At 43.0% G+C, this 21,533-nt stretch carries 23 protein-coding genes; 10 read left to right on the forward strand and 13 right to left on the reverse strand.

Annotation, left to right across the window (positions count from 1 at the left end):
- Positions 1-64: 64 nt before the first annotated feature.
- The 4 genes from DIU38_RS26115 to DIU38_RS26130 all read right to left on the reverse strand — a co-directional run bounded on the left by DIU38_RS26115 (position 65) and on the right by DIU38_RS26130 (position 3,259).
- Positions 65-1,057, reverse strand: a complete 993-nt coding sequence (locus DIU38_RS26115; RefSeq protein WP_112656485.1) for a FecR domain-containing protein — start codon at positions 1,055-1,057, stop codon at positions 65-67.
- The gene (locus DIU38_RS26120) at positions 1,054-1,692 is read right to left on the reverse strand and encodes an RNA polymerase sigma-70 factor (RefSeq protein WP_112656483.1); all 639 of its coding nucleotides are present in this window, start codon (positions 1,690-1,692) and stop codon (positions 1,054-1,056) included. Before DIU38_RS26120 ends, DIU38_RS26115 begins: the two co-directional genes overlap by 4 nt.
- A gap of 23 nt (positions 1,693-1,715) precedes the next feature.
- Positions 1,716-2,396 (reverse strand): DUF6134 family protein, encoded by a 681-nt coding sequence (locus tag DIU38_RS26125; protein ID WP_112656481.1) that lies wholly within the window; start codon positions 2,394-2,396, stop codon positions 1,716-1,718.
- Positions 2,397-2,944: 548 nt separating this feature from the next.
- Complete coding sequence (locus tag DIU38_RS26130) at positions 2,945-3,259, reverse strand: hypothetical protein (protein WP_112656479.1); 315 nt, start codon at positions 3,257-3,259, stop codon at positions 2,945-2,947.
- 171 nt (positions 3,260-3,430) lie between these two features.
- Here DIU38_RS26130 and DIU38_RS26135 point away from each other — a divergent pair, with 171 nt between their 5' ends.
- Together DIU38_RS26135 and dcm are read left to right on the forward strand one after the other, a co-directional pair.
- Positions 3,431-3,733: a DUF6471 domain-containing protein gene (locus DIU38_RS26135; protein WP_208057702.1), complete on the forward strand. Its 303-nt coding sequence runs from the start codon at positions 3,431-3,433 to the stop codon at positions 3,731-3,733.
- Entirely contained in the window at positions 3,720-5,060 is a 1,341-nt protein-coding gene (gene dcm, locus DIU38_RS26140; protein WP_112656471.1) for a DNA (cytosine-5-)-methyltransferase, read from the forward strand. Before DIU38_RS26135 ends, dcm begins: the two co-directional genes overlap by 14 nt.
- Here the strand turns inward: dcm and DIU38_RS26145 are convergent.
- Positions 5,021-5,704: an NgoBV family restriction endonuclease gene (locus DIU38_RS26145; protein ID WP_112656469.1), complete on the reverse strand. Its 684-nt coding sequence runs from the start codon at positions 5,702-5,704 to the stop codon at positions 5,021-5,023. The genes dcm and DIU38_RS26145 overlap by 40 nt on opposite strands.
- 40 nt (positions 5,705-5,744) lie before the next feature.
- Between DIU38_RS26145 and DIU38_RS26150 the strand changes: the two genes are divergently transcribed.
- Positions 5,745-6,203: a very short patch repair endonuclease gene (locus tag DIU38_RS26150; RefSeq protein ID WP_112656540.1), complete on the forward strand. Its 459-nt coding sequence runs from the start codon at positions 5,745-5,747 to the stop codon at positions 6,201-6,203.
- A gap of 145 nt (positions 6,204-6,348) precedes the next feature.
- On the opposite strand, the gene DIU38_RS26155 is transcribed toward DIU38_RS26150, so the two are convergent.
- Positions 6,349-6,732: a (deoxy)nucleoside triphosphate pyrophosphohydrolase gene (locus DIU38_RS26155; RefSeq protein ID WP_112656467.1), complete on the reverse strand. Its 384-nt coding sequence runs from the start codon at positions 6,730-6,732 to the stop codon at positions 6,349-6,351.
- A gap of 300 nt (positions 6,733-7,032) precedes the next feature.
- Here DIU38_RS26155 and DIU38_RS26160 point away from each other — a divergent pair, with 300 nt between their 5' ends.
- Positions 7,033-7,974: an NADP-dependent oxidoreductase gene (locus DIU38_RS26160; RefSeq protein ID WP_112656465.1), complete on the forward strand. Its 942-nt coding sequence runs from the start codon at positions 7,033-7,035 to the stop codon at positions 7,972-7,974.
- Positions 7,975-8,852: 878 nt separating this feature from the next.
- Here DIU38_RS26160 and ypfJ read toward each other — a convergent pair.
- Positions 8,853-9,704: a KPN_02809 family neutral zinc metallopeptidase gene (gene ypfJ, locus DIU38_RS26165; RefSeq protein ID WP_112656461.1), complete on the reverse strand. Its 852-nt coding sequence runs from the start codon at positions 9,702-9,704 to the stop codon at positions 8,853-8,855.
- Between the two features lie 116 nt (positions 9,705-9,820).
- The gene (locus DIU38_RS26170; protein ID WP_112656459.1) at positions 9,821-10,519 is read right to left on the reverse strand and encodes an SIMPL domain-containing protein; all 699 of its coding nucleotides are present in this window, start codon (positions 10,517-10,519) and stop codon (positions 9,821-9,823) included.
- A gap of 345 nt (positions 10,520-10,864) precedes the next feature.
- On the opposite strand from DIU38_RS26170, the gene ku reads away from it, so the two are divergent.
- From ku to DIU38_RS26185, 3 genes are all read left to right on the forward strand, one after another.
- Positions 10,865-11,635, forward strand: coding sequence for a non-homologous end joining protein Ku (gene ku, locus DIU38_RS26175; protein WP_112656457.1), 771 nt, complete (start codon positions 10,865-10,867; stop codon positions 11,633-11,635).
- A 242-nt stretch (positions 11,636-11,877) separates the two neighbouring features.
- Entirely contained in the window at positions 11,878-12,423 is a 546-nt protein-coding gene (locus DIU38_RS26180; protein ID WP_091173178.1) for a YciE/YciF ferroxidase family protein, read from the forward strand.
- A 234-nt stretch (positions 12,424-12,657) separates the two neighbouring features.
- A complete protein-coding gene (locus DIU38_RS26185; RefSeq protein ID WP_112656453.1) occupies positions 12,658-14,052 on the forward strand; it encodes a hypothetical protein in 1,395 nt (464 codons plus the stop codon).
- 8 nt (positions 14,053-14,060) lie between these two features.
- On the opposite strand, the gene DIU38_RS26190 is transcribed toward DIU38_RS26185, so the two are convergent.
- A complete protein-coding gene (locus DIU38_RS26190) occupies positions 14,061-15,227 on the reverse strand; it encodes a hypothetical protein (RefSeq protein WP_112656451.1) in 1,167 nt (388 codons plus the stop codon).
- A 165-nt stretch (positions 15,228-15,392) separates the two neighbouring features.
- Here DIU38_RS26190 and DIU38_RS26195 point away from each other — a divergent pair, with 165 nt between their 5' ends.
- From DIU38_RS26195 to DIU38_RS26205, 3 genes are all read left to right on the forward strand, one after another.
- The gene (locus DIU38_RS26195; RefSeq protein WP_112656449.1) at positions 15,393-15,548 is read left to right on the forward strand and encodes a lmo0937 family membrane protein; all 156 of its coding nucleotides are present in this window, start codon (positions 15,393-15,395) and stop codon (positions 15,546-15,548) included.
- Positions 15,549-15,755: 207 nt separating this feature from the next.
- A complete protein-coding gene (locus DIU38_RS26200) occupies positions 15,756-16,556 on the forward strand; it encodes an N-acetylmuramoyl-L-alanine amidase (RefSeq protein ID WP_112656447.1) in 801 nt (266 codons plus the stop codon).
- Positions 16,557-17,111: 555 nt separating this feature from the next.
- Positions 17,112-17,474, forward strand: a complete 363-nt coding sequence (locus tag DIU38_RS26205; protein WP_091210286.1) for a TM2 domain-containing protein — start codon at positions 17,112-17,114, stop codon at positions 17,472-17,474.
- 153 nt (positions 17,475-17,627) lie between these two features.
- On the opposite strand, the gene DIU38_RS26210 is transcribed toward DIU38_RS26205, so the two are convergent.
- The 4 genes from DIU38_RS26210 to DIU38_RS26225 form a co-directional block, all read right to left on the reverse strand.
- Positions 17,628-19,274 (reverse strand): M28 family metallopeptidase, encoded by a 1,647-nt coding sequence (locus tag DIU38_RS26210; RefSeq protein ID WP_112656445.1) that lies wholly within the window; start codon positions 19,272-19,274, stop codon positions 17,628-17,630.
- 122 nt (positions 19,275-19,396) lie between these two features.
- A complete protein-coding gene (locus DIU38_RS26215; protein ID WP_112656443.1) occupies positions 19,397-20,719 on the reverse strand; it encodes an APC family permease in 1,323 nt (440 codons plus the stop codon).
- A gap of 232 nt (positions 20,720-20,951) precedes the next feature.
- Entirely contained in the window at positions 20,952-21,212 is a 261-nt protein-coding gene (locus DIU38_RS26220) for a Txe/YoeB family addiction module toxin (protein WP_112656441.1), read from the reverse strand.
- Positions 21,203-21,406, reverse strand: coding sequence for a DUF2683 family protein (locus DIU38_RS26225; RefSeq protein WP_112656439.1), 204 nt, complete (start codon positions 21,404-21,406; stop codon positions 21,203-21,205). Before DIU38_RS26225 ends, DIU38_RS26220 begins: the two co-directional genes overlap by 10 nt.
- Positions 21,407-21,533: the final 127 nt, after the last annotated feature.

The raw sequence follows: 21,533 nt of genomic DNA on the forward strand, positions 1-21,533 counted from the left end.
CACGTAGCGCCATACACAGTCCCTGCGTGCTCCTCGCAATGACATGGTATAGGGATTATTATTCTTACCTCAACACAATCCCCTTTTTGCCGCGCTCCACTTTGATCTTGAACGTTTCGGAGATCACCAGCAGCACCTGATCTAACGACTGATCTTTAAACACCGTAGTAATAGGCAGGTTGGCAATGGCTTTATTGCCGATAACAATGTGCGCCCCGTACACTTCGTTTAATGAACCTACCAGCTCATTTAGCGGGGTTTCATCGCAAACCAGTTCATGGGTTGCATAGTAGTTATATAAACGCCCTTTGATACTTTCTTTAGCCTGCAGGCCATCTTTGCCGGTAACCGACACCTTTTCGCCGGGGTTAAGGTTTACGCTTTTTTTCTTTTCGCTTACGTTAACTATGCCCGTTTCAACAATAACCTGTGTTTTGCCGTTGCGGCTCTTTACATTGAACGACGTGCCAACCACCCTAACCGTTACACCGTTCACCCTAATTATAAAAGGTTTTGTTTTATCGGGCGTTACCTTAAAAAAAGCCTCGCCCAGCATGGTCACCGGGCGGATTTTGCCGGTAAATTTTTCGGGGTAAATAAGCGTGCTGTGACTGTTCAGCGTAACTACCGAACCATCGGGCAGGGTTTGCGCTCGGGCTTTCCCTTCGCTGTTTATCCTGACGAAAGCAATATTCCGGTTATCATAATAGTGGCTGATGGTTAGCCAGGTCACCGTACAAACTAACAGCAGCGATGCCGCTATGCCTATCCACCAACTGGTTTTCATTTTGCGAACCCGTACAGGTTGGGTTGGCGTTGTGCCTGTATTGCTGATCCTTTTTTGCAGCCGGAGATAGGCCGCATCTTCATCCAAAGTCTTAGTTGAAGCAATTTGCCGGCTCTCATCCCAGATCAGTTTAAAATTATCATACTCCTGCCTGTTAGCGGGCGAAGCGGCAATCCAGTTCTGTATAGCTTCCACCTCGGCGGGCGTAGCTTCGCCAACCAGGTATTTCACCAGCAAATCATCATCTATAGGCATACCGGTATAGCTCATACAAACCAATTAATAAATAACAATAAAATAATGGGTAAAAACTCGGCCAGCTTTTGGCGCATTACCCGCAGCGCTTTGCCCATCTGGTTTTCGATGGTTTTGATCGAGAGGCCCATCTGATCGGCAATTTGCTGGTATTTTAACTGCTCAAACCTGCTCAGCTGAAAAATAATGCGGCACTGCTCGGGCAGTTCGCTCAGAGCTTTTTCAATGTGCTTTTGCAGTTCGGCGGTGAGCAGTTTTTTTGAGGCCGAATCATCATTACCAACCTGGTCCATCTCATCAGCATAATAAACGCCAAAGTTGGCGCGCACCTTCTGATGCTTTAAGTAGTTCAAACTTTCGTTATGTACCGAGCGGTACAGGTAAGCCTTGATACTGCCGTCGGTTTTAAGCTGATCGCGTTTTTCCCAAATGCGGCAAAATACGTTTTGTACTACTTCTTCGGCCATTTCATCATCTTTTAAAAAAGTGTAGGCATAGGTGTGCAAACTTTTAAAGTTATCTTTAAAAAGCCGCTCAAAAGCCTTCTGGCTTCCCTGTTTAATTAAACCAATGGCCGTGCTATCGCTGTATTCCACTTTTAAGGTGTAGATGTTAGCGCTAAAGATAGCTTGTTTGGCCGTTAAATTCATAGTACCGAAATGTTAAAAATCAATCAGGCCAGCTGGATCTGGATAGTGTATAACGAATGATGAATATCAACCCTGCTGCACACACCATTGGCATAACTGTAGAAATTGTAATTGCCATCGGGCAGGTCAATGCGGTATACATGTGGGCTCACCTGCTTAACCAGTAAAAACTGCTGAAAGTTATCGGAGTACACCTGTGCCTGGTCGGCCGGTTCATGGCAGTATAGCAGCATCAGGTTGGCGGCAATTTGCTTTTGATCAACCTTACCACATTTGCCTTCGGCGATGGTTTGGTAGCCCGAGGCAACAGCTTTGGTTTGGCGGTTGCACTTTTCCTTGCCATTAACGTTACGGCACACCTGCGAACTCATGAGCTTGCCATTGTTAAAAGTGCTCTCCTCCTGAATCTCCACCTTAACGCTGAAAATAAAGCGCATTTTAACTTCGGAGATCATTTTGAGGTACAGCTCATCGCCCTGGCGTTTTTGGTACAGGTTCATGTGGCCAACAACTTTGCCGCTGTGCAGCACATTGTACTTAACCGTTTGCTCCTGCGCCACAGCGCCGGAAGCAAGGCATAATAAAGCAGCCACCATAGCCGCCCACCTCAGCGGACCGAATATATTTACCGATGGTAAAGTTTTGTTTTGGAGGGCCGGCCGGATATATTTTTTAAATAACCAAATTATTAAAGCGGGTATCATGGGTTGTGATTTTAAAGTGATTGAATAAAGCTTTCAACGCGTTTACTTTATTACAACACTCTAAACTTTTACCCCTATGCCTTTGCATTATTTTGTTCGATTGATTAAATTACTACTATGCCTATATGTATTATATAATTTCAAATATATGTAAAAAAACGGGTGTCCCAATTTTTTGATTCCCCACAAAAAATTGGAAATAGCTCGCTGTCCTTTTTTGCGAAAATAAGCATGTTCCATTTTTTGAGAGTGAAAACGCGGAACGCCTTTTTTATGAAACATACTGATAGTCAAATAATTAATATTTCGACCGAAACAATGATAAAACACTGACAGTCAATTACTAAAACTTTTAAGAGTAAAATATAGCCTTAATTGAGGCAGCACCGACAGAGGGATTTTTTTGGTAATTTTTTGATGTTTTTTAACGAAAATGGCTTTAGGCGATGTGGGTTGGTTGGGGGGCTGACAATATAGCGCCACCATTTGGGCGAGGTTTAAGAGCTATTTTTTAATCATTTTCCGTGGTGTCACGAAAATGATTGGGGTTACAAGGGTGGTGCGTTTTTAAGGATATTTATAAACAAGGCTATATCTGCCCAGGCATCGGCCGGCTCATCTGTATATTCTACACTTTCAAATTCATGAAAGGAATGATCAAGTTTATTATCCCAGGTGCCGAAATGAAGGTCGGGCACTTGCCACTGATCTGCGTAAAACCAATGGTGGGATATGAGTTTGGAGCGGATTAAATCTTCCAACGCCGATAACTCAATATTTTGCGGATTGATAAATATGATGCTGCCGAAATTTTTATAATTACCAGCATCGCGGTAGAAGTAGTTGATTTTGATATTGGACATCCGGCAAGGTAAACCTCGCGCTGGTGTTTGTCAATCGGAGATAAGTGAACTTTTATGCCATATTTGCTTGTTTATTTTTATAAATGCTCGCTTTTTTTCATAAATAATATTTATTAATAATTTTTATCTAAAAATTTGCATATATGATAATTTAAAAACACATTTGCGTAAATGAATTCCGTTGATTGGCACGAAAAATCTAAGAGACTTTTAAAGTCTGAATTGCTAAAAAGGGGCATTACCTCTGAGCAATTGGTCGGGCTTCTTGACAGGATTGGAGTTCAAGAAACTAAAGGAAGTATTGACAGTAAAATAAGCCGAGGGACTTTCAGTGCGGCTTTTTTAATTCAATGCCTTAATGCAATTGGTTGTAGGAATTTTTCTCCTGATATAGATTCATCGCCATTAACGCTACAAGAACCTATTGTTTTTTATAATACTAAGAAAACAAAAAAAAATTATGAGAGAGGTTAAATTTATCGATTTGTTTGCAGGTATAGGAGGGTTACGTTTGGGTTTTGAAGAAGCCTTTAAGAAAGTCGGCTTTGACACAAAGTGTGTAATGACTTCCGAAATAAAGCCGCACGCTTTAAAAGTTCTGCATCATAACTTTTCGCATGATTATTTTGTTGGAGACATTACCAAAGTAAAAAACCACGAAATTCCTGATTTTGATTTCTTGTTGGGCGGATTTCCGTGTCAGCCATTTAGCGCGGGAGGGAAAAGACAAGGTTTTGTTGACACGAGGGGTACCCTGTTTTTTGAAATAGAGAGAATATTGGAAGACAAAAAACCCTATGGATTTATATTGGAAAATGTTGAAGGCTTAGTGAAACACGATTTGGAGAATAAAAAAGACGAATTTGGGCGTACACTTAAAACTATATTGTCAAGACTTGCAAGTTTGGGCTACAAAGTATCCACCAAGGTTTTAAATGCTGCTGATTTTGGGCTACCTCAATCGCGTAAAAGAATATTTATTGTGGGTACATTAGATGAATATGTGCCTATGTCCGACTTTGAGATTCAAATTGCATCAATAAAAAATATTCTTGAAAAGGGATTGCCTACAATGGATTCCAAGTTTGTTAATTTATTATTAAGTCATTTCACAATAGATCAATTGTTTGGTAAATCGATAAAGGACAAAAGAGGGGGAGAAAACAATATTCATAGTTGGGATATTGAATTAAAAGGAGCCGTGTCAAAAGAACAAGCGACTTTATTAAATCTTTTGTTTAAGCAAAGGAGAAAAAAACAATGGGCAGAACAAATTGGTATTAAGTGGATGGATGGGATGCCCTTAACATTGGCTCAAATAAGAACTTTTTACGACGCCCCTAACCTTGAAGAGATGTTAAGTGATTTAGTTAAGAAGAAGTATTTGAAATTTGAATATCCTAAAAGCCTTGTCACAGAGCATACCTTATTGGGTGATAAAACATATAGAAGAGAAAATAAAAGTTTAAAACCAGGATACAATATTGTTTCTGGTAAATTGAGCTATGCAATAAACAAAATTTTAGATCCTAATGGAATAGCTCCAACATTGGTTGCAACAGATATGGCCAGATTGGTGGTCCCGGATGGAAATGGACTTAGGAGCATGACTTTAAGAGAAGGTCTTCGGCTTTTTGGGTTTCCGGAATGGTTTGAAATGCCTGTCTCGACCGAGGAAGGATTTGATTTATTGGGAAATACTGTTGCTGTAAATGTTGTCAATCGTGTGGCCCAGCGTGTCGCAGAGCTTTATTTAGAAAGTCAATCAATTATTAGTTCCATGCCCGTATGTTCAGCATAATTTGTCTTAACTTCTTTTAACCAATGCCCGTTTGCGAACCTTGTTTGTGGATATTGATACCTTGTTTCATTTAAAGCCCTTAGAAAATCCTCTTTAACAGCAAAAGGCTTAAATTTTGTTTTTACAGAGTACCATTTTATTGGTCTTATATTATAAATGATCTTTTTCTTTTCTTGAACTTTAAGGGGGTAGGTGGAACTTGGCGCAGCCATTTCCCAAATTTTCTTCAACCAAACACCAGCAATCGTAATTTCATGTCCAATCATCTTATATCCAACTATTAGATAATCTGAATCTAATCTATAGGCACTTGTAAGTAAAGAATTGCAATAAGAATCAAAATTTGCAATGTCAAAACCAGGGCCTCGATCAAAATCGAAAGTCTTAACTTCTAATAGCCCTTGTTTTTTATTATGTTTATCAAGATAAATATCTGGAAAAACCTGCGAATTATCATTTACTTCAAACTCAATTTTTTGCTGCATCATCCATTGCTGTAGCCAATCTTGTATTAGGTTGCCTACAGTATCCCTGGAGGTAATCTTTATTGATAAGTCTTTTAAAGTAAAATTAATTTCCCCCTTCTGCCCAACAATACCGTATTCCATTAGTTTTTCAAAAAGGTCTTGACTTGTAACTTGCATTTAATAATTGATTATTATAGCCGAAAGCTATAACATTTTTATGAATAATAAAATAAATGTTCCTCGATTCAAAAAAACTTTAGGTTTTGAAACAGACAACAAGCGATCTGTCTTAATGAGTAAAATCCGCAGTAAGGAAAACAAAGCAGAAAAGGCATTGAGGAAATCTTTGTGGAATCAAGGGGTTCGGTATAGAAAGAATTATAAAAAGCTGCCAGGCTGCCCTGATATTTTAATAAATAAGAGCAAATTAATTGTTTTTATAGATGGTGAATTTTGGCATGGACATAATTGGGATCAAAAAAAATTGAGGATAAAAGCCAATAGAGAGTTCTGGATACCCAAAATTGAAAGAAATATGCAGAGAGATCAAGAAATAAACAATTTGTTAAGTTCGTTAGGTTTTAAAGTAATAAGATTTTGGGAGCATCAAGTAAAAAAAGATTTAGAAGGCTGCACTAATATTATATTGAATCATATAAATTTAAAAACATTATGATAGTTAATTTTTGATATGTCTGAATTTAAATAATTTAGTTCTATATGTTCGCACACTCAAAATTAACAAATAAATGGAGTGTATTGACTGACTATGATTTGTTTAAGAACAGCTGTTCGTACAAGCCTAATTCAATTGCTGGCATTTAGGTTTCTATATAATGTTTAACAATAGGCACATCCGCCTCTGCCCAATCCAAAGCTAATAATTCATCTTTAGGCAGCCACTTAAAATCCCGGTGTTCTTTTAACAAAACCTGCGCCGAAGTAATTCTACAAACAAAGGGGATCAACTGGATAGTAACATTAGGGTATTTATGCGTATTAGGCGGCAAAGAAGAAACAATTTCCACATCCACATGAAGCTCTTCCTTAATCTCGCGGATGAGGCAGGCTTCGGCGGTTTCGCCGGGTTCAATTTTACCGCCGGGGAACTCCCATTTTAAGGGCAGGCTCATGGTTTCGCTCCGCTGAGCGACCAAAACCAGTCCGCCGGCATTAACAATGATAGCGCATGTTACTTTGATCACGTTTCTAAGATATGAAATTAGCCTCACCCTAAATCCCTCTCCGGGAGAGAGGGACTTTAAAAATGTGATTATAAACAGCCTAATTCTCTTTTGGCGCAAGTCTTGAGTGCAGGACTGTGGGGTGGCTGACTTGTGACGCTGTAGGCTCATCCACCCCCACTCCTTTCCCATCCCACAAAACCAGAGCTAAAATTTGGAGTTTATGGTGTATGCCCCGAAACACTGAATTATATTCCCCGTTTATAAATGTATTTTATTTACCGTGGCTACCTTTGGTATATCAAATGAATACATCGAACCATGAAAGCAATAATTTTAAAAGACTTTGGCGGGGTTGAAAACCTGGTGCCTGCCGAAATACCTGTACCAACCATAGCTGCCGATGAAGTGCTGGTAAAACTGAAAGCCATCAGCATAAACCCTGTGGATGTTAAAACCCGCTCGGGGAAAGGCGTTGCCGGGCTTATTAAGGAAGAGTCGCCGATTATTTTGGGCTGGGATATTTCGGGTGAGATCACCGAAGTGGGCGCGGATGTTACCGGCTTTAAACCCGGCGACGAGGTTTTTGCCATGATAGATTTCCCCAAAACCGGTAAAGCCTATGCCGAATATGTTAAGGCTAAAGCTTATGAACTTGCGCTGAAACCTGCCGGCGTCAGTCATGAGGAGGCTGCGGCAGCTACACTTGCCGCGCTTACCGCCTGGCAGGCTTTCCACACCAACGCGCCTGTTAAACCCGGCGACCGGGTACTGATCCACGCCGCATCCGGCGGGGTTGGTCATTATGCTGTGCAAATAGCTAAATATTTAAATGCCTATGTTATCGCCACTTCCTCGGCTGCCAACCGCGATTTTGTGTTGGGCCTGGGTGCCGATGAGCATATCGACTATAAAGCGCAGCCCTTTGAAACCGCTACCGGCAATATCGATTTTGTGCTTGACACCATTGGCGGCGAATATATTGACCGCTCGCTGCAGGTGATGAAAAAAGGCGGCACCATTATAAGCATCGTTTCCGGCATGAACGAAACCGTTACCCCCAAAGCCAACGCGCTGGGCATTAATGGCCACAACACCCGGGTAAAACCCAATGCCGAAAACATGAGCACCATTGCGGGATTATTGCAAAAAGGGATCATTAAATCGCACGTATCTAAAGTGTTTCCGTTTGAGCAAATGGCCGATGCACACTTGCAGTTAGAAAGTGGGAGGACGGTTGGTAAAGTGGTGCTGGTGTTTTAAATAAAAATATGTCATTGCGAGCGATAGCGTGGCAATCGCATGCTGTACAGAGCCGGGCGCCAAGTCCGCTATTGCTCTTTAATAGACCTTAGTTGTATTTAACTAACATCGGCCCGCTCAATCGCCGCGGGAGGGCTTTGTTCTTTTTCTTGACAAAAAGAACCAAGACCGAGCGATAGCGAGATAACGAACGCCATAAAAACAAAATAATAGTGAGTAACTCAAGTCGGCAGGGAGGCTTCTTTGCGCTCAAGGCCTTTGCCCTGCAAACCGGGCAGAACCACGGGCTGCAATTATTTTGCCCTGCTTCGCCCGCTCATTGCCCTGGCTTCTGCAAAAACTTGCTATGCCCCTGCAGCCGCACCACCCACCATCGTTCTGCCCGCTTTCGCCCGAAGCTTACCTGCCGACGGGTTTGGGGAAAAGAAGCAAGACTGTTAGAATCAAGAGACAAGAAATTAAGGACGCCATCATACACAACATCATGTCATTGCGGAGCGTGGCAATCGCACGGAAGCATGGCCGCCCTGTATAGCATGCGATTGCCGCGTCGCCCCAACACACTATTCCCTTGCTGCTCCTCGCAATGACATGATTTTATTAACCCCAAAACAAAAGCGCATCGGGCCGACAAAAAAGCGGGCCTGGGAGTATGGCCCGCGGGGGGAAGCATTTTTTTGTCTTGATGTTTGGTTACTTTGCATCTAAGGTAAAGTAACTGGCCTCCGCGGCCAAGAGCGGACGATGTAAGTTAATTACCACAAAAGTCTTTCCTGCCCAAAGGCTGTTTAAAACAAATTACAAAAACTCTCTCCTAACCTCAACGCCCTCCCACCAATGAACAAATGAACTATTGAACAAATGAACCAATAAACAAATCAATCCAAATCCCCATTGCCAAAAGTATCTCCCTGGTTAATATCCCCGGTGTCGAAACCTTTTTTAAACCAGTACATCCGCTGGGCGCTGGTGCCATGGGTAAAACTATCGGGCTCTACATGGCCCTGTGCTTGTTTTTGTAATCGGTCATCACCTATGGCGTTGGCCGCGTTCAGGGCTTCTTCTATGTCGCCTTTGTCGAGCACGTTTTTCATAGTTTTTTCGTAATGCGCCCAAACGCCGGCATAAAAGTCGGCCTGCAGCTCCAGCTTTACCGAAAGCTTGTTATATGCCCGCTCACTCAAACGCGACCGTGCCTGATCCATTTTTTGTGAGATCCCCAAAAGGTTTTGTACGTGATGGCCAACCTCATGCGCTATCACATAGGCCTGCGCAAAATCGCCGGCGGCACCGAAACGGTTCTTCAACTCATCGTAAAAGGAAAGATCGATATATACCCGCGAATCGCCGGGGCAATAAAACGGCCCGCTTGCCGAGCTGGCATTACCGCAAGCCGACTGTACATAATTGCTAAATAAGGTTAAACGCGGCTTTTCATAAGTACGGCCCATGTCGTTAAACAGCTTCGTCCAAATATCTTCGGTATCGGCCAAAACCACGCGCACAAATTTCTTGCCCTCATCTTCGGGGCCGTTATTGACGGTTTGCTCCTGCCGTGCCGGCTGGTTGGTTGCTACCTGGTTAAACAGCGCCGAAGGATCGACCCCGGTAAAAAAATAAATAGCGGCCGCTATAATACCAAGTACGCCACCGCCAATGGCTAACCTGCCGCCGCCACCACCGCGTTCATCATCTACGTTATCGCTTTCGCGTCTGCCAAACCATTGCATATGCCCCCCGGCCCCCTAAAGGGGGAGCCCCTAAGCACAATAATAAAAAAAGGCCTCGTTTGTTTGAACGAGACCTAAAGTTTTTTACTCCCCCTTTAGGGGGACGGGGGACGAGATTATTTCACAATCTCAAACACCGCCTGGATTTGGAAACTTAGTTTGATGTTCTTGAAACTGATATCCGAATCACCAACATTGCTATCTGCCGAAGCTTTGAATGTCATCATATTGGCTGCATACATCCTTGGTTGCGGGAAGCTGCTGTTATCGCTTTCGGTAATATTGATAGCGCCGCCCAATTTTTCGCCAAGGGCAGCCAACAGGTAAGTTGCTTTATCGCGTGCAGCCAACAAGGCTTTTATTTTAAGATCACGCTTTAAATCGGCCATTTTTGAATAGTCGTAGCTTTCAATATTAGTTGACTGGATACCTTTAGGATCAATTTTCGACATGATCTGGTTAAACTTGTTCAGGTCGCGCACACGCAGGCCATATTGTTTGCTGGCCAAAAAGTCGGGTGCTTTTTTCTTTTGATAGGTATTGTTCCAGGCTGATACGTTGTTCACCGTAAAATCCGACGATGGAATGCCGGCGTCTTTAACGGCTTTTTCCAACTGAGCTTCCAGGTCGTTAATGGCAATATGCTTTTTGCCGTCCATGTATTCCTGTAGTGATATGGTCACGTTTATAATATCAGGAGTAACCTCCTGCTCGGCAATGCCGGTAACTTCAATTTTACGCCTAAGGTCAACGTTTTGGGCAAATGCGCCAATGGTAGTTGCTAATAGTGCGGCAAGGATAAATAGCTTTTTCATGTGTATATTATTTGATGTTATGACTAAGGTAACGTATGTTTAGTTTAATGTGTAACAGTAAGGCTACAATTAATTGCTAAGCCACTGGTATGCTTGTAAATAAACCGGCGGACGGTTTTGTTTGAGGGGCTGGAGTTAATTCCCTCCCTGGGGAGGCGCGTTGAAATGCGCGGTTGCGGGGAGGGGTTTCTGCGCTATCCGTTAATAAAAACATTCTAAAGAAACCCCTTCCTACACCTTCCCCAGGGAAGGAACCGCACGCGCCCCTCCTTTTTATATCTCTTCAACACCCAAACCCTTTGCCCCTTTTAATAGTTATACTACAACGCATTAATTTATTTGGTTATGAGATCGATATGGAAAGGTTCGATAGGTTTTGGGCTGGTGAGCATCCCTGTTAAATTGTATTCGGCGGTACAAACCAGTTCGCTTGATTTTGATATGCTGGATAGCCGTGATCATGCACGCATCCGTTTTCAGCGGGTAAACGAAAATACCCATAAGGAAGTCCCCTACGATAAAATTGTAAAAGGCTATAAGCTTGATGAAGATTACGTGATCATGGACGAACAAGACTTTGAGGATGCAGCCCCCGAAAAAAGCAAGGTGATTGAAATTGAAAGCTTTGTAGACATTGCCGATGTAAACCCCATGTTTTACGAAACATCATACTATACCGAGCCCGATACTAAAAACAATAAAGCTTATGCCCTGCTTATCCAGGCACTTACGCAATCAAAAAAAGCCGGCCTGGCCCGTTTTGTGCTGCGCAGTACCGAAAGCCTTTGCATCGTTCACCCGCTTAAAAATGTACTGGTAGTAACCCGCATCCGTTTTGGACAGGAAATTCGTGACACGGAAGATCTTAACCTGCCCGATAAGATTGAGGTAAGTAAAAAGGAACTGGATATGGGCCTCACCCTTATAAATCAATACGCCGAAGATTTTGATGTGTCTAAATTTAAAGACGAGTATAATGATGAGCTGCTCAGGATCATCGAGGCCAAATCAAAAGGTAAACGCGCCAAAGTTAAAAAGCTTAAACCCCGTAAAACAGGCAGTGACGATTTGTACGACCAGCTGATGGCCAGTTTAAAAAGCAAGAAAGGGGCTTAGGTAAAGTCAGAAGTCTTAAGCAGAAAGTTTTAAGTCGGCATATCGATTCGCTAAAATCGGGCATGCTGTATGCTTTTTAGAACTTTTGGTTGAAGCATTGCCAACGCTTATTCCTTTTGCCATGATAAACTTCAGGTTCAAACTCTCCTAAATTATCCTAATAATTAATTTATTTATTGAAATAATAAAACTTGGCTTCTTGTTTGTAGATGTTATCTCACAAAAACATTAAAACATCTATCATGGCAACTACTAAAGTAAAAACACCCGAACAAACTAATGATGTGCAGGAATCGGCACTGAATGAATTATTTATTGATGAATTAAAAGACATTTACTGGGCCGAAAAACATCTTACAAAAGCACTGCCTAAAATGGCTAAAGCGGCAACATCCGATGAATTACGCTCGGCTATCGAAAGCCACCTGGCCGAAACCGAGCGGCAGGTGATTCGTTTAGAAGATGCATTTGCTTCAATCGGTCAAAAAGCTGTGGCTGTAAAATGTGAAGCGATGGCCGGCCTCATCAAAGAAGGCGAAGAAATTATATCAGAAACCGAAAAAGGCAGTATTACCCGCGATGCCGGTATTATTTCTGCAGCTCAAAAAATTGAGCACTACGAAATAGCATCGTATGGCACCCTCCGCACGCTGGCCGGTGTGCTGGGCTATGACCATGCGGCCGAACTGCTTGATTCAACCCTGCAGGAAGAAAAAACCTGCGACAGCCTGCTCACTCAAATTGCCGAAGCCGGTATCAACCAGGCGTCAAAAGCCGAAAAAGCTTAACGTTTATTAGTTTTTTAAGAGCGGTCGTGGGGGAATTATTCCTCGCGGCCGTTTTTTATTTAAGCGTGTTGTTGCTAATCGATGAACTTAGCGCATAAGATTTTTCCTCGTTCATCGTCGAAATGACATTTCACGTTATATTAAGCAGCACCAACATTAATTACATATTAATTAAAACATTACCACAAACAATAAGCAGCAAACACGGTTTACCAACAAAAAAACCGACGCCCTATGAAACAATTCCTGCTGGTGCTATCCGCCTTTTTATTTTGCTTTTACGATAATGTTTTTGCCCAGGATAAGTTAGATGGCGTTTATGCCGGATGCGAGTTTTCGCCAAGTCCGATATTTGGCGGAGGTATGAACAGAACTGACGTAGCTATATTATTCAGACCTGATGGTACTTTCAATTCTTCGCTTAACAGTGCCGACTGGCAAACCAACGTAAGCGGGCATTACACCATAAGCAAAGGAGAGGTAACACTTAAATATACTAAAAGCTCGTCTGTTTATGGCATAACCAAATATGGAAGCCTTTCCAATTATGCCCATGAACTGTTTAAACTTCAGGGGAACATTATACCTCCGGGCTATTACTCATTCATCAGCGCTATGGGCGGTGGCGGCGCGGCCTATGGTACAACTTATGTAGGCGCTTTAAGCACACAGGGATTAAATTTTGACGGCAACGGGCATTTTAGCAATTCGCGCTATTCGGGCTCAGTGGTAGCCGGCGAAAATGTTGGCGGAGGCAGCTCAAGCAGCCGGAACGGCAGCGGAACCTACAAAATAAATAAGGGGGTGCTTACACTTACCTATACCGATGGCCATACCGAACTACACAGCTTTTTTTGTGATATGGGCGGTAAAACCCGTATGGCTGTAGTTGATGGGCGGGTATTTTTTGTAGACAATGATGACAATACCACCGCTAACAATACCAAATCATCAACCGCGGCTAAAAAAACTTCCGAAAACTCCGCCACAAATGCAAGCAATGCCGCCGTGCCAAATGGAAAAACCCTGCTTTTAAAAGCCAATGCCGCCCATGGAGGCGATAAACTGAATGCATTGAAAACTGCCCGGTTAACGGGTTCTGTTTCGGGGTTAAAAGTTGTTGAGCTGATTGATATTCCCAACAGCAAGGTACGCGTTGAAATATGGAAAAACGGCAAACCGGTTTCGGTGCAACAAACCGAAGGCAGTAACGGATGGCAATGGAGCAGCGGCAACAAGTCCGATCTTCCGGCCAATAACGTTGCCGAGATAAAAACCGCCTTATACACCGGGGTTATTGGGTTACGTAAGTCATCGCTTGATCAAATGCAGGTCATTAATACACAAAAAATCCCCGATAATGATATGTATACGGTTCAATGCAGGTTAAATGGCAATGAATACGTGTTTGCTATAAATAATCAAAACCAACTAATGGCTTACGGCTATAAGGTAGGCGACAAAACCCTGTTCGCTATGCTGTCAGATCTTCGGCCGGTACAGGGTATTACCATTCCGTATCGTGAGGCTACAACAAGCGGCCAGCAAAAGCTCAATATTCAATACGAGAGCATGGATGTGAACCCGGTTTTAGACGGGCAAAGCTGGGCGGTACCTGCCGGAAACTAAATTCTATTTCAGGTAGATAATTTATTTAGCTTCAGGTACAGGTAATCATTCTTAAAATCGAGGATCATATTGAACCGTTTTAAAACGCCATTGCCCAAATAGTTGATTTCAAAACCCATTGGGTTTTTATTGTTCAGCATAATGGCCAACACATTACTAACAGGGAATCCATTGAGCTTGAACAATGGTGTTTCTACAATCTTCATTTCATATTTTACCCCGCGCGGATCGCTGATGGTGGATGACTTGATGAGTTTAAGATCCCTGGGGAAATTATTTTTAACAGCCCATTCACTATCCAGTATCAATGACTGTTCGGATCCGGTATCCATAGAAAAATTGCCGGTGTATTTTTTGCCGTCTATTTCAAACGTACCGGTAACATATGGGAACGAATGGATAAACCCAATCTTCGAGCGTTCATAACCTTTTAAGTTTTTAGGCATTTTATCGCGGATGATGATACGGTTGTTATCATAATCAACCTCTACCTGTTTACCCTCAAACAGGTTCCAGCCAAAACGGCCATCCATTCCAGTCGAGCTTATGTTTGTGGGCAACATTTCCAGGTTGTGCCAAACTGATGTGCCGATTTGCAGCTTCAAAGCTTTGCTAATTTCATTAAAATTTGGCTTTGCTTTACCGGCCAAAACATCAGCCTGGTTAGGCAGCAGTTTCGTTTTATTTAATATGGCATCCCTTGTTAAATGAAAGTCAAATGAGCTCAGGTCAAAATGCAGGTTTAACGTGTCGGTATCATTCATCACGGCCTTTACCGCGATGGCGTTGTAGGCTGTAAGTTTAAACGGAATAGTATCGATTTTGCTGGTTCGGGCTTCATGTTTGGCCGCCGGCGGTATAGCGCTTGCAATTTGTGTATAACATGAATCCTTACCGTTAAGCAGGATAACGAAGTTATACCTTGTACCGGGCTTAACCTTTACCCTTATCGAATCGATGTCGGTATAAAAAGTTACCCACTTTGTCGCCCGGGTCCTATCGGCAGTATAAACGTCCGGTCGTGTTTTTGGCGAAAGCGACCATGCATTTTTATCCAAAAATCCACCGTCATTGATGGCTACTTTTTTAGAAGTGGCTTTGATTACCGGCAGTTTCGACTGACCAAACACAAGCCCGGCGGGCAGCAGGCAGATAAGCAGCAGAAAATATTTCATCGTTTTTATAGGTAAGGTGCCTAAAGGTACGCAGGGAATAAATCTTTACAAAACACAACGTTAAATGAGCTGTATCTCCCCTAAAAAACACAAAATTTAAAACTTTTCAGTCATCATAGTTATTATATTAATATCTATGAAAATCATTAATTAAAACAAATTATTATGAACTCACTCCTGTATATAATTGCAGTCATCCTTATAATAGGATGGGCAATCGGCGTATTTTTCACAACAGTAGGCAGCCTGATTCACATTTTGCTGGTGATCGCTATTATCGCGATTTTGTTAGGCGTAATAAGGCGGTCGACAGCTATATAACGCTGCTGAAAATATAAAACTGACAGGCTATCTCCAAAGAGGTAAACTATCCGGACCTTGATTTAATTGATTTGTGGATTACCTGATAAAATCAGAAAGTCTTTAAATCAAATGGATCAAGGTTTTTTGTATACTTGTTTAAATCATTAGGGAGGAATCTTTAATCAGGAGAATCAAGGTTTGAAAAATATATACATTTTATTATTTATGGCAGTTGTAGCCACCATCAGCGCGTGCTCGCCTAAAGTACAACCGTTCGCGGCCACTAATAAAGTATACCACAATCAAACCGATTCATTGGTAGAGGTAATTAGCCGCGAGCAGCCGGCCATGCTGGTTGACAGTGCGGGAGGCGCCATTCCTTCGGAGTGGGTTGGCACCGTGAATTTCAACCTGCGCAAACCCAACTACGTTATCATTCACTATACTGCCCAGGATTCGGTTAAACAAACCCTCAACACTTTTACCCTGGTAAAGCCGCAGGTAAGCGCGCACTATGTTGTAAGTAAAGACGGCAAGGTTTACCACATGCTGAATGATTACCTGCGGGCCTGGCATGCCGGCATCAGCAAATGGGGTAGCATTACCGATATGAACAGCTGTTCCATCGGCATCGAAATCGACAACAATGGGCACGAGCCTTTTAATGATGTACAGGTAAAAAGCCTGCTGGCTTTATTGGCGCAATTGAAGAAGACTTACAACATTCCGCAAGCCAATTTTATCGGGCACCAGGATATAGCGCCATTGCGCAAACCCGATCCGGGGCCATTGTTCCCCTGGAAATTGTTAGCACAAAAAGGCTTTGGCTTTTGGAGAGAAGAACTGCTTGAACTTCCGCCCGATAATTTTGATTATGCTACAGCACTTAAGCTGATTGGCTATGATATCAGCAATCTTCCGGTAGCCATTGTTGCCTTTAAGCGTCACTTTGTACAAACGGATGAAACACCGGTAATGACCCAGCTGGATTTGAATATTCTTTATAACGTTTACAGGAAATATTAACCCACAACCTTTTCCTAAAATGTCATTGCTGTAAAGGTTATATAATTCTGTTACCGAATTATATAACCTTTACAATTGCGAGGAGCAGGAGGGTCATGAGCAGGGCGCGACGTGGCAAGCGCATGCTATACAGGTTGGCCATGCTTCCGTGCGATTGCTTCGTTCTGTGTAATGATGTGATTGTAAGTTTTTGATTATTAGGTGCGTTTTTGATCGATATTATAAATTGAGGCGTTGCCTGCGGCCCGTGCTATCCGCTCATACTGCGCAGGCCTTAGTATCCGCTCCTATCACTAACGCGGCCCCAGCGCACTATCACCAAAATATACTTTGTACGCCATCACGGTTTTTCGGGGATTTCTCAGGTGGTTTCTTACAGCAATGACATTTTATAGCTACTCCTATCATCGGTAAAATTTCCACGCTACTTTTCACCGTTAAAACCTATCATTTCACCGACTACTTATCTCCGCTAACCTATCTCCCTTAGGCGTTTTATGAGCACCACTGTACCTTTATATCATAAAACAATCGCAAACTTTAAAACTTACTGAAATGAACGCTTATCAAAATCCATATATGTCTTTCGACGGTATTACTCCCGAAGAATATACATTTCTGCAACAGGCTACTGCCTCATTAACAGAAGATCAAGCCCGCACTTTTATGTCATTTTATGCCAGCAAAAGGCGTAATCCGCAGGATATCATGTTCGCAACGCTTGCAGGTTTCCTTGGTGTGTCAGGTGTACAGCGTTTCATGACTGATCAGATCGGTATGGGTATCCTTTATTTTTTCACAGCTGGTTTTTGTTTCATCGGTACCATTGTCGACCTGATCAACTACAAAACCATCGCCAACGATTACAACAGGCAAATGGCTTACGAAAGCTTCAACATAGCTAAAATGAGCAACTAAATCCCTTTAAGGGTATAGTTTCACTATATAATAAAAAATCCACCTTCTGTTACGGGGTGGATTTTTTTTAACCTCACCCAAACCCTCTCCAAGGGAGAGGGTTTAAGAAGGCTATTTTCAAGTCTCCCCTTCAGGGGGAGATTTAGAGGGGCTTTACTTCATCGATTTCTCCCTTATCGCCTTAAACTCCGAACCGTTTTTCCAGCCGGGGAAGGTTGTTTCGTTACCCAGCTTAGTACCAACTTCATAAAGGATATTAGCTATCTGTGCCATGCCTGTGGCATCCATGGTATCGGTATAATTATCGGCCTGTTGGTGATAGCGGTTGTCGCCATAATCTTTTTGTTTGGCTTCGCCGTAACTGCCGTCGTGTACTGCGCTGATGCTGCCATTATTAATATCAAGGGCCGGTACACCAACCTTGGCAAAGTTAAAATGGTCCGACCGGTAGTAGCTGCCAGAGCCGGGGTGCCTGTCGCCAACGGTGCTAAGCCCTTGTGCTTTTGCTATTTCGTCAACATAGTCTTCCAAATCGTTTTGGCCTTTGCCAGTTACAGCTATGTCTTTGGTTTCGCCGTAATCGCCAAGGGCATCCATGTTGAGGTCGGCAACTGTTTTGTTAACCGGGTAAATTGGATGGGTGGCATAATATTCCGAACCCAGTAAACCCTGCTCTTCGGCTGTAACAGCTAAAAATACAATAGAGCGCTTGGGCTTTTCTTTGGCCTTGTTAAATGCTTTAGCCACACTGATAATAGCAGCCACACCATCGGCATTATCAACAGCGCCATTGTAAATGCTATCACCTTTGGCGTTAGGCTTACCTACGCCCAGGTGGTCCCAATGGGCGGTGTATAATACATATTCGCCCGGCTGTGAACTGCCTTTAAGTGTGCCGATCACATTGTGCGATGTGGAATACTTTAACTGGTTGTTGATGGTTAAAGTAACTGATTGCTTAAGCGGAATGGCTTTAAAATCTTTTTTACGGGCCAGGGCGCGGAAATCGCCGGTTATGCCCACTTCAGCTAAAAGTTTTTTACCCATATCTTCGGTGATCCAGCCTTCAACCTTGCAGCGGTTCATATGCTTGTCTTTTTGCTGCAGGTAAAGTTTGGCGCCTGTGTTACTGTTGGATACCACTTCCCATCCATAACTTGCAGGTTCTTTTTGGTGGATGATAAGTACCCCTGCAGCACCCTGGCGCGCGGCTTCTTCATACTTGTAAGTCCACCGGCCGTAGTAGGTCATGGTATCGCCTTTGAAAAATGTAGGATCGCCGTTTTTAAATCCCGGATCGTTCACCAGTACCACAACCGTTTTGCCTTTAACATCAAGTCCGGCATAATCATTCCAGTGATATTCGGGAGCAACAACACCATACCCGGCAAAAACCAGCGGTGAGTTTTTAAGCGTTACCGAATCAACCTCGCGGCGGCTAAAGGTTACGAAATCTGTAGTAGCATGCAGACTGAGCGGCGTTTTACCGCCGGTTATTTCCATTACAGGAGATGGCGTACTGGTGATCTGCACCATGGGCACATCCTGGAAATAGCTGCCATTGTTACCCGGTTCGAGCCCGGCCAGTTTAAACTGCTCCGAAATGTATTTAATCGCCTTGTCTTCGCCGGTGGTGAAAGGTTTGCGGCCCATCATGGAATCATTGGCTAAAGCCGAAATGTATTTCTTTATTTCGGCGGCGGTAATAGCTTTTTCGGCCGGCACGCTTTTATTATTCTGGCAGCCTGCAAAAATAGCAAGGCCACCAATAAGCATCAGGTATCGGTGTTTGATTTTCATATGATATGAGTTTTCGGGAAAGGATCGAATTTACATAAATCCCCGACAATTATTCCAATCATTGAAGCGTTGAAGACATTATCGCCACGAATTTTATGGGAGGGGTAGCAATTCGTGTATAATTATTGCTTCAGTTCCGGTCTGCTTAGCCGGATAATCTGCCATGCTACCTCCGCGCTTGATAACGCTACCAAAGCAAATATAGCCGCCGAAAGTGCTTTTGGTGTCGAGCTTAATGCCCCGCCCAGCGCTACGCTGTAAACAATAAATGGCAGCAGCAAAACCAGGCACAGGCCGGTAACGCCAAGCGGGATCCGGAAAGGCCGCTCTTTCATCGGCTCCTTGACGCGGAGTTTTACGAGGGCGATATACTCTAAAGAAAGCCCTGCGCCGTAAACGGTTACATCAATGATGAGCAGATCGGCAAAGGTCCACAATACCATAAAACTTACAACTATGGAGCAAATGATGATGGAAACAAAAGGTGTTTTAAAACGGGAGTGCAGTTTGTTAACACCTTTTGGAAGTAAATTATCTTCAGACATCACCTGCGGTACTCGTGATACCGATAACAATACAGCGGTATAGATGCCGAGGGTACTGGCCATCCCGCCCGCTGCTACTACTATGCCCAGCCAGTGCCCGCCAATCAATACTCCTAATGCAGGAAACCCATTTTCGGTTAAGGTATCATGCTTAATGCCCGATTGCTGGGCAACCCAAATGGCAAAAAAGTATACCACCATTACCAGCGCGAAAGCTGCAAAAATTGAAATAAGGTAGGAGCGTACGGGTTTTTCAACTTCTTCGGCATAGGTGGTTACATTATCCCAGCCCAGGCAGTTCCACATTACCGTATACAAAGCCATGCCAAACGACGGAAAGCTGAGCCCTTTTAATGATGTTGCGGGGATATGCATTGACCCACTGTGGTGATAAATACCTAATGCTATCATTAAAATAATAGGCGCAAGTACAGCAGCACTTAAAAACAGCGATACCCTACCCACCGGCATAATGCCTAAAATATTTAACCCGGCGGATGCCCAGATGATGACCAAACAAACCGGAATCTGAAAATTTAGCAATTCGGGGAAAAAGAAACCGGCGTATTGCACAAAAAGCACCGGGTAAATGGCAAGGTCGACAAAAGTATAGAGCCAGGTCCACCAGCCCTCAATAAAACCCCAATGTGTGCCAAGTGCATATTTTACCCATTTGTAATAGCCGCCGGTAACAGGCATCATGCTGTTAAGCTCAAGCACGGTAAATATGGCAGGCACATCCCACATTAACGGGGTTATGAGCAGGATGATTAACGCGCCATGATCGCCTGCATAACTTAATAGCGGCTCAAGGCCGTAAGGGCCACCGGATACAGTAAAAAAAATAACAGCGACAAGCTGTATCGGGCGTATTTTTTTTAAGGAGGTTGCAGCGGGCATAAGCTATAAAAATATAACTTATGTGTTAATATTTTAATTTTTTGTTGACGGGGATATTCTAAAATGCTAACCTTTCACCGTCATGCTAACTTGTTTCAGCACCCCACACGCTAAGTAGCACGTTTGCCAGGCAATCGGCGGCTTGTCCTGTGGGTTCCCGAAACAAGTTCGGGATGACAATAAGAGGGGCTAACAAAAAGGGCAGCGTTGCAGAAGGCCCTCATTGATGTTATCATTCATAATGTCCCCGTAAAGAGTAAACATTAATGGTTTCATCAACCACATCATAGATAATACGATGTTCGGAATTGATGCGCCTCAACCATTTTCCTGTTAATCTATATTTGAGGGGCTCTGGTTTCCCTATTCCTTCAAAAGGATGGGCTTTCATATCGCTAAATATTTGTGAGATCTTTTTTTGGACGACCTTGTTTCCGGATTTTTTCCAATACTCAAAATCTCTGATAGCTTTTTCGTATAAGTCTATTTCCATAGGTCGTCGGTGTTTACCCTAACGCCTTTTTTACCAGCTTTTCGTGCTGCTTCGCCCGCCAATACTTGTTTAACAAATTCGGTATTATATGAACCTTTATCATGCTTCTCAAAATTGATCTTGAGTGCCTTTAAAAAAGCTTTGATAGCTGCCGATTGTTCTTTGTTTTCAGGATGTACAATGAATGTTTCCATATACAAATTTAATTAATAAAATAGATAATTGGCGTTATACCAAAGCCAAAAGTAGAATGTTCGGGATGACGATTGGAGACGGGCGTTAAACAAAGAAGGCCAGCTTCTCAGCCGGCCTTCTCTATGA

Origin of the sequence: Mucilaginibacter metallidurans (assembly GCF_003286435.2) — a bacterium.
GTDB lineage: Bacteria > Bacteroidota > Bacteroidia > Sphingobacteriales > Sphingobacteriaceae > Mucilaginibacter > Mucilaginibacter gossypii.

What these genes read in the sequence shown, in the direction of transcription:
- DIU38_RS26115 (WP_112656485.1), bottom strand. Translation starts at nt 1,057, where the DNA reads ATGAGCTATACCGGTATGCCTATAGATGATGATTTGCTGGTGAAATAC.
- DIU38_RS26120 (WP_112656483.1), bottom strand. Translation starts at nt 1,692, where the DNA reads ATGAATTTAACGGCCAAACAAGCTATCTTTAGCGCTAACATCTACACC.
- DIU38_RS26125 (WP_112656481.1), bottom strand. Translation starts at nt 2,396, where the DNA reads ATGATACCCGCTTTAATAATTTGGTTATTTAAAAAATATATCCGGCCG.
- DIU38_RS26130 (WP_112656479.1), bottom strand. Translation starts at nt 3,259, where the DNA reads ATGTCCAATATCAAAATCAACTACTTCTACCGCGATGCTGGTAATTAT.
- DIU38_RS26135 (WP_208057702.1), top strand. Translation starts at nt 3,431, where the DNA reads ATGAATTCCGTTGATTGGCACGAAAAATCTAAGAGACTTTTAAAGTCT.
- dcm (WP_112656471.1), top strand. Translation starts at nt 3,720, where the DNA reads ATGAGAGAGGTTAAATTTATCGATTTGTTTGCAGGTATAGGAGGGTTA.
- DIU38_RS26145 (WP_112656469.1), bottom strand. Translation starts at nt 5,704, where the DNA reads ATGCAAGTTACAAGTCAAGACCTTTTTGAAAAACTAATGGAATACGGT.
- DIU38_RS26150 (WP_112656540.1), top strand. Translation starts at nt 5,745, where the DNA reads ATGAATAATAAAATAAATGTTCCTCGATTCAAAAAAACTTTAGGTTTT.
- DIU38_RS26160 (WP_112656465.1), top strand. Translation starts at nt 7,033, where the DNA reads ATGAAAGCAATAATTTTAAAAGACTTTGGCGGGGTTGAAAACCTGGTG.
- ypfJ (WP_112656461.1), bottom strand. Translation starts at nt 9,704, where the DNA reads ATGCAATGGTTTGGCAGACGCGAAAGCGATAACGTAGATGATGAACGC.
- DIU38_RS26170 (WP_112656459.1), bottom strand. Translation starts at nt 10,519, where the DNA reads ATGAAAAAGCTATTTATCCTTGCCGCACTATTAGCAACTACCATTGGC.
- ku (WP_112656457.1), top strand. Translation starts at nt 10,865, where the DNA reads ATGAGATCGATATGGAAAGGTTCGATAGGTTTTGGGCTGGTGAGCATC.
- DIU38_RS26180 (WP_091173178.1), top strand. Translation starts at nt 11,878, where the DNA reads ATGGCAACTACTAAAGTAAAAACACCCGAACAAACTAATGATGTGCAG.
- DIU38_RS26185 (WP_112656453.1), top strand. Translation starts at nt 12,658, where the DNA reads ATGAAACAATTCCTGCTGGTGCTATCCGCCTTTTTATTTTGCTTTTAC.
- DIU38_RS26190 (WP_112656451.1), bottom strand. Translation starts at nt 15,227, where the DNA reads ATGAAATATTTTCTGCTGCTTATCTGCCTGCTGCCCGCCGGGCTTGTG.
- DIU38_RS26195 (WP_112656449.1), top strand. Translation starts at nt 15,393, where the DNA reads ATGAACTCACTCCTGTATATAATTGCAGTCATCCTTATAATAGGATGG.
- DIU38_RS26200 (WP_112656447.1), top strand. Translation starts at nt 15,756, where the DNA reads ATGGCAGTTGTAGCCACCATCAGCGCGTGCTCGCCTAAAGTACAACCG.
- DIU38_RS26205 (WP_091210286.1), top strand. Translation starts at nt 17,112, where the DNA reads ATGAACGCTTATCAAAATCCATATATGTCTTTCGACGGTATTACTCCC.
- DIU38_RS26210 (WP_112656445.1), bottom strand. Translation starts at nt 19,274, where the DNA reads ATGAAAATCAAACACCGATACCTGATGCTTATTGGTGGCCTTGCTATT.
- DIU38_RS26215 (WP_112656443.1), bottom strand. Translation starts at nt 20,719, where the DNA reads ATGCCCGCTGCAACCTCCTTAAAAAAAATACGCCCGATACAGCTTGTC.
- DIU38_RS26220 (WP_112656441.1), bottom strand. Translation starts at nt 21,212, where the DNA reads ATGGAAATAGACTTATACGAAAAAGCTATCAGAGATTTTGAGTATTGG.
- DIU38_RS26225 (WP_112656439.1), bottom strand. Translation starts at nt 21,406, where the DNA reads ATGGAAACATTCATTGTACATCCTGAAAACAAAGAACAATCGGCAGCT.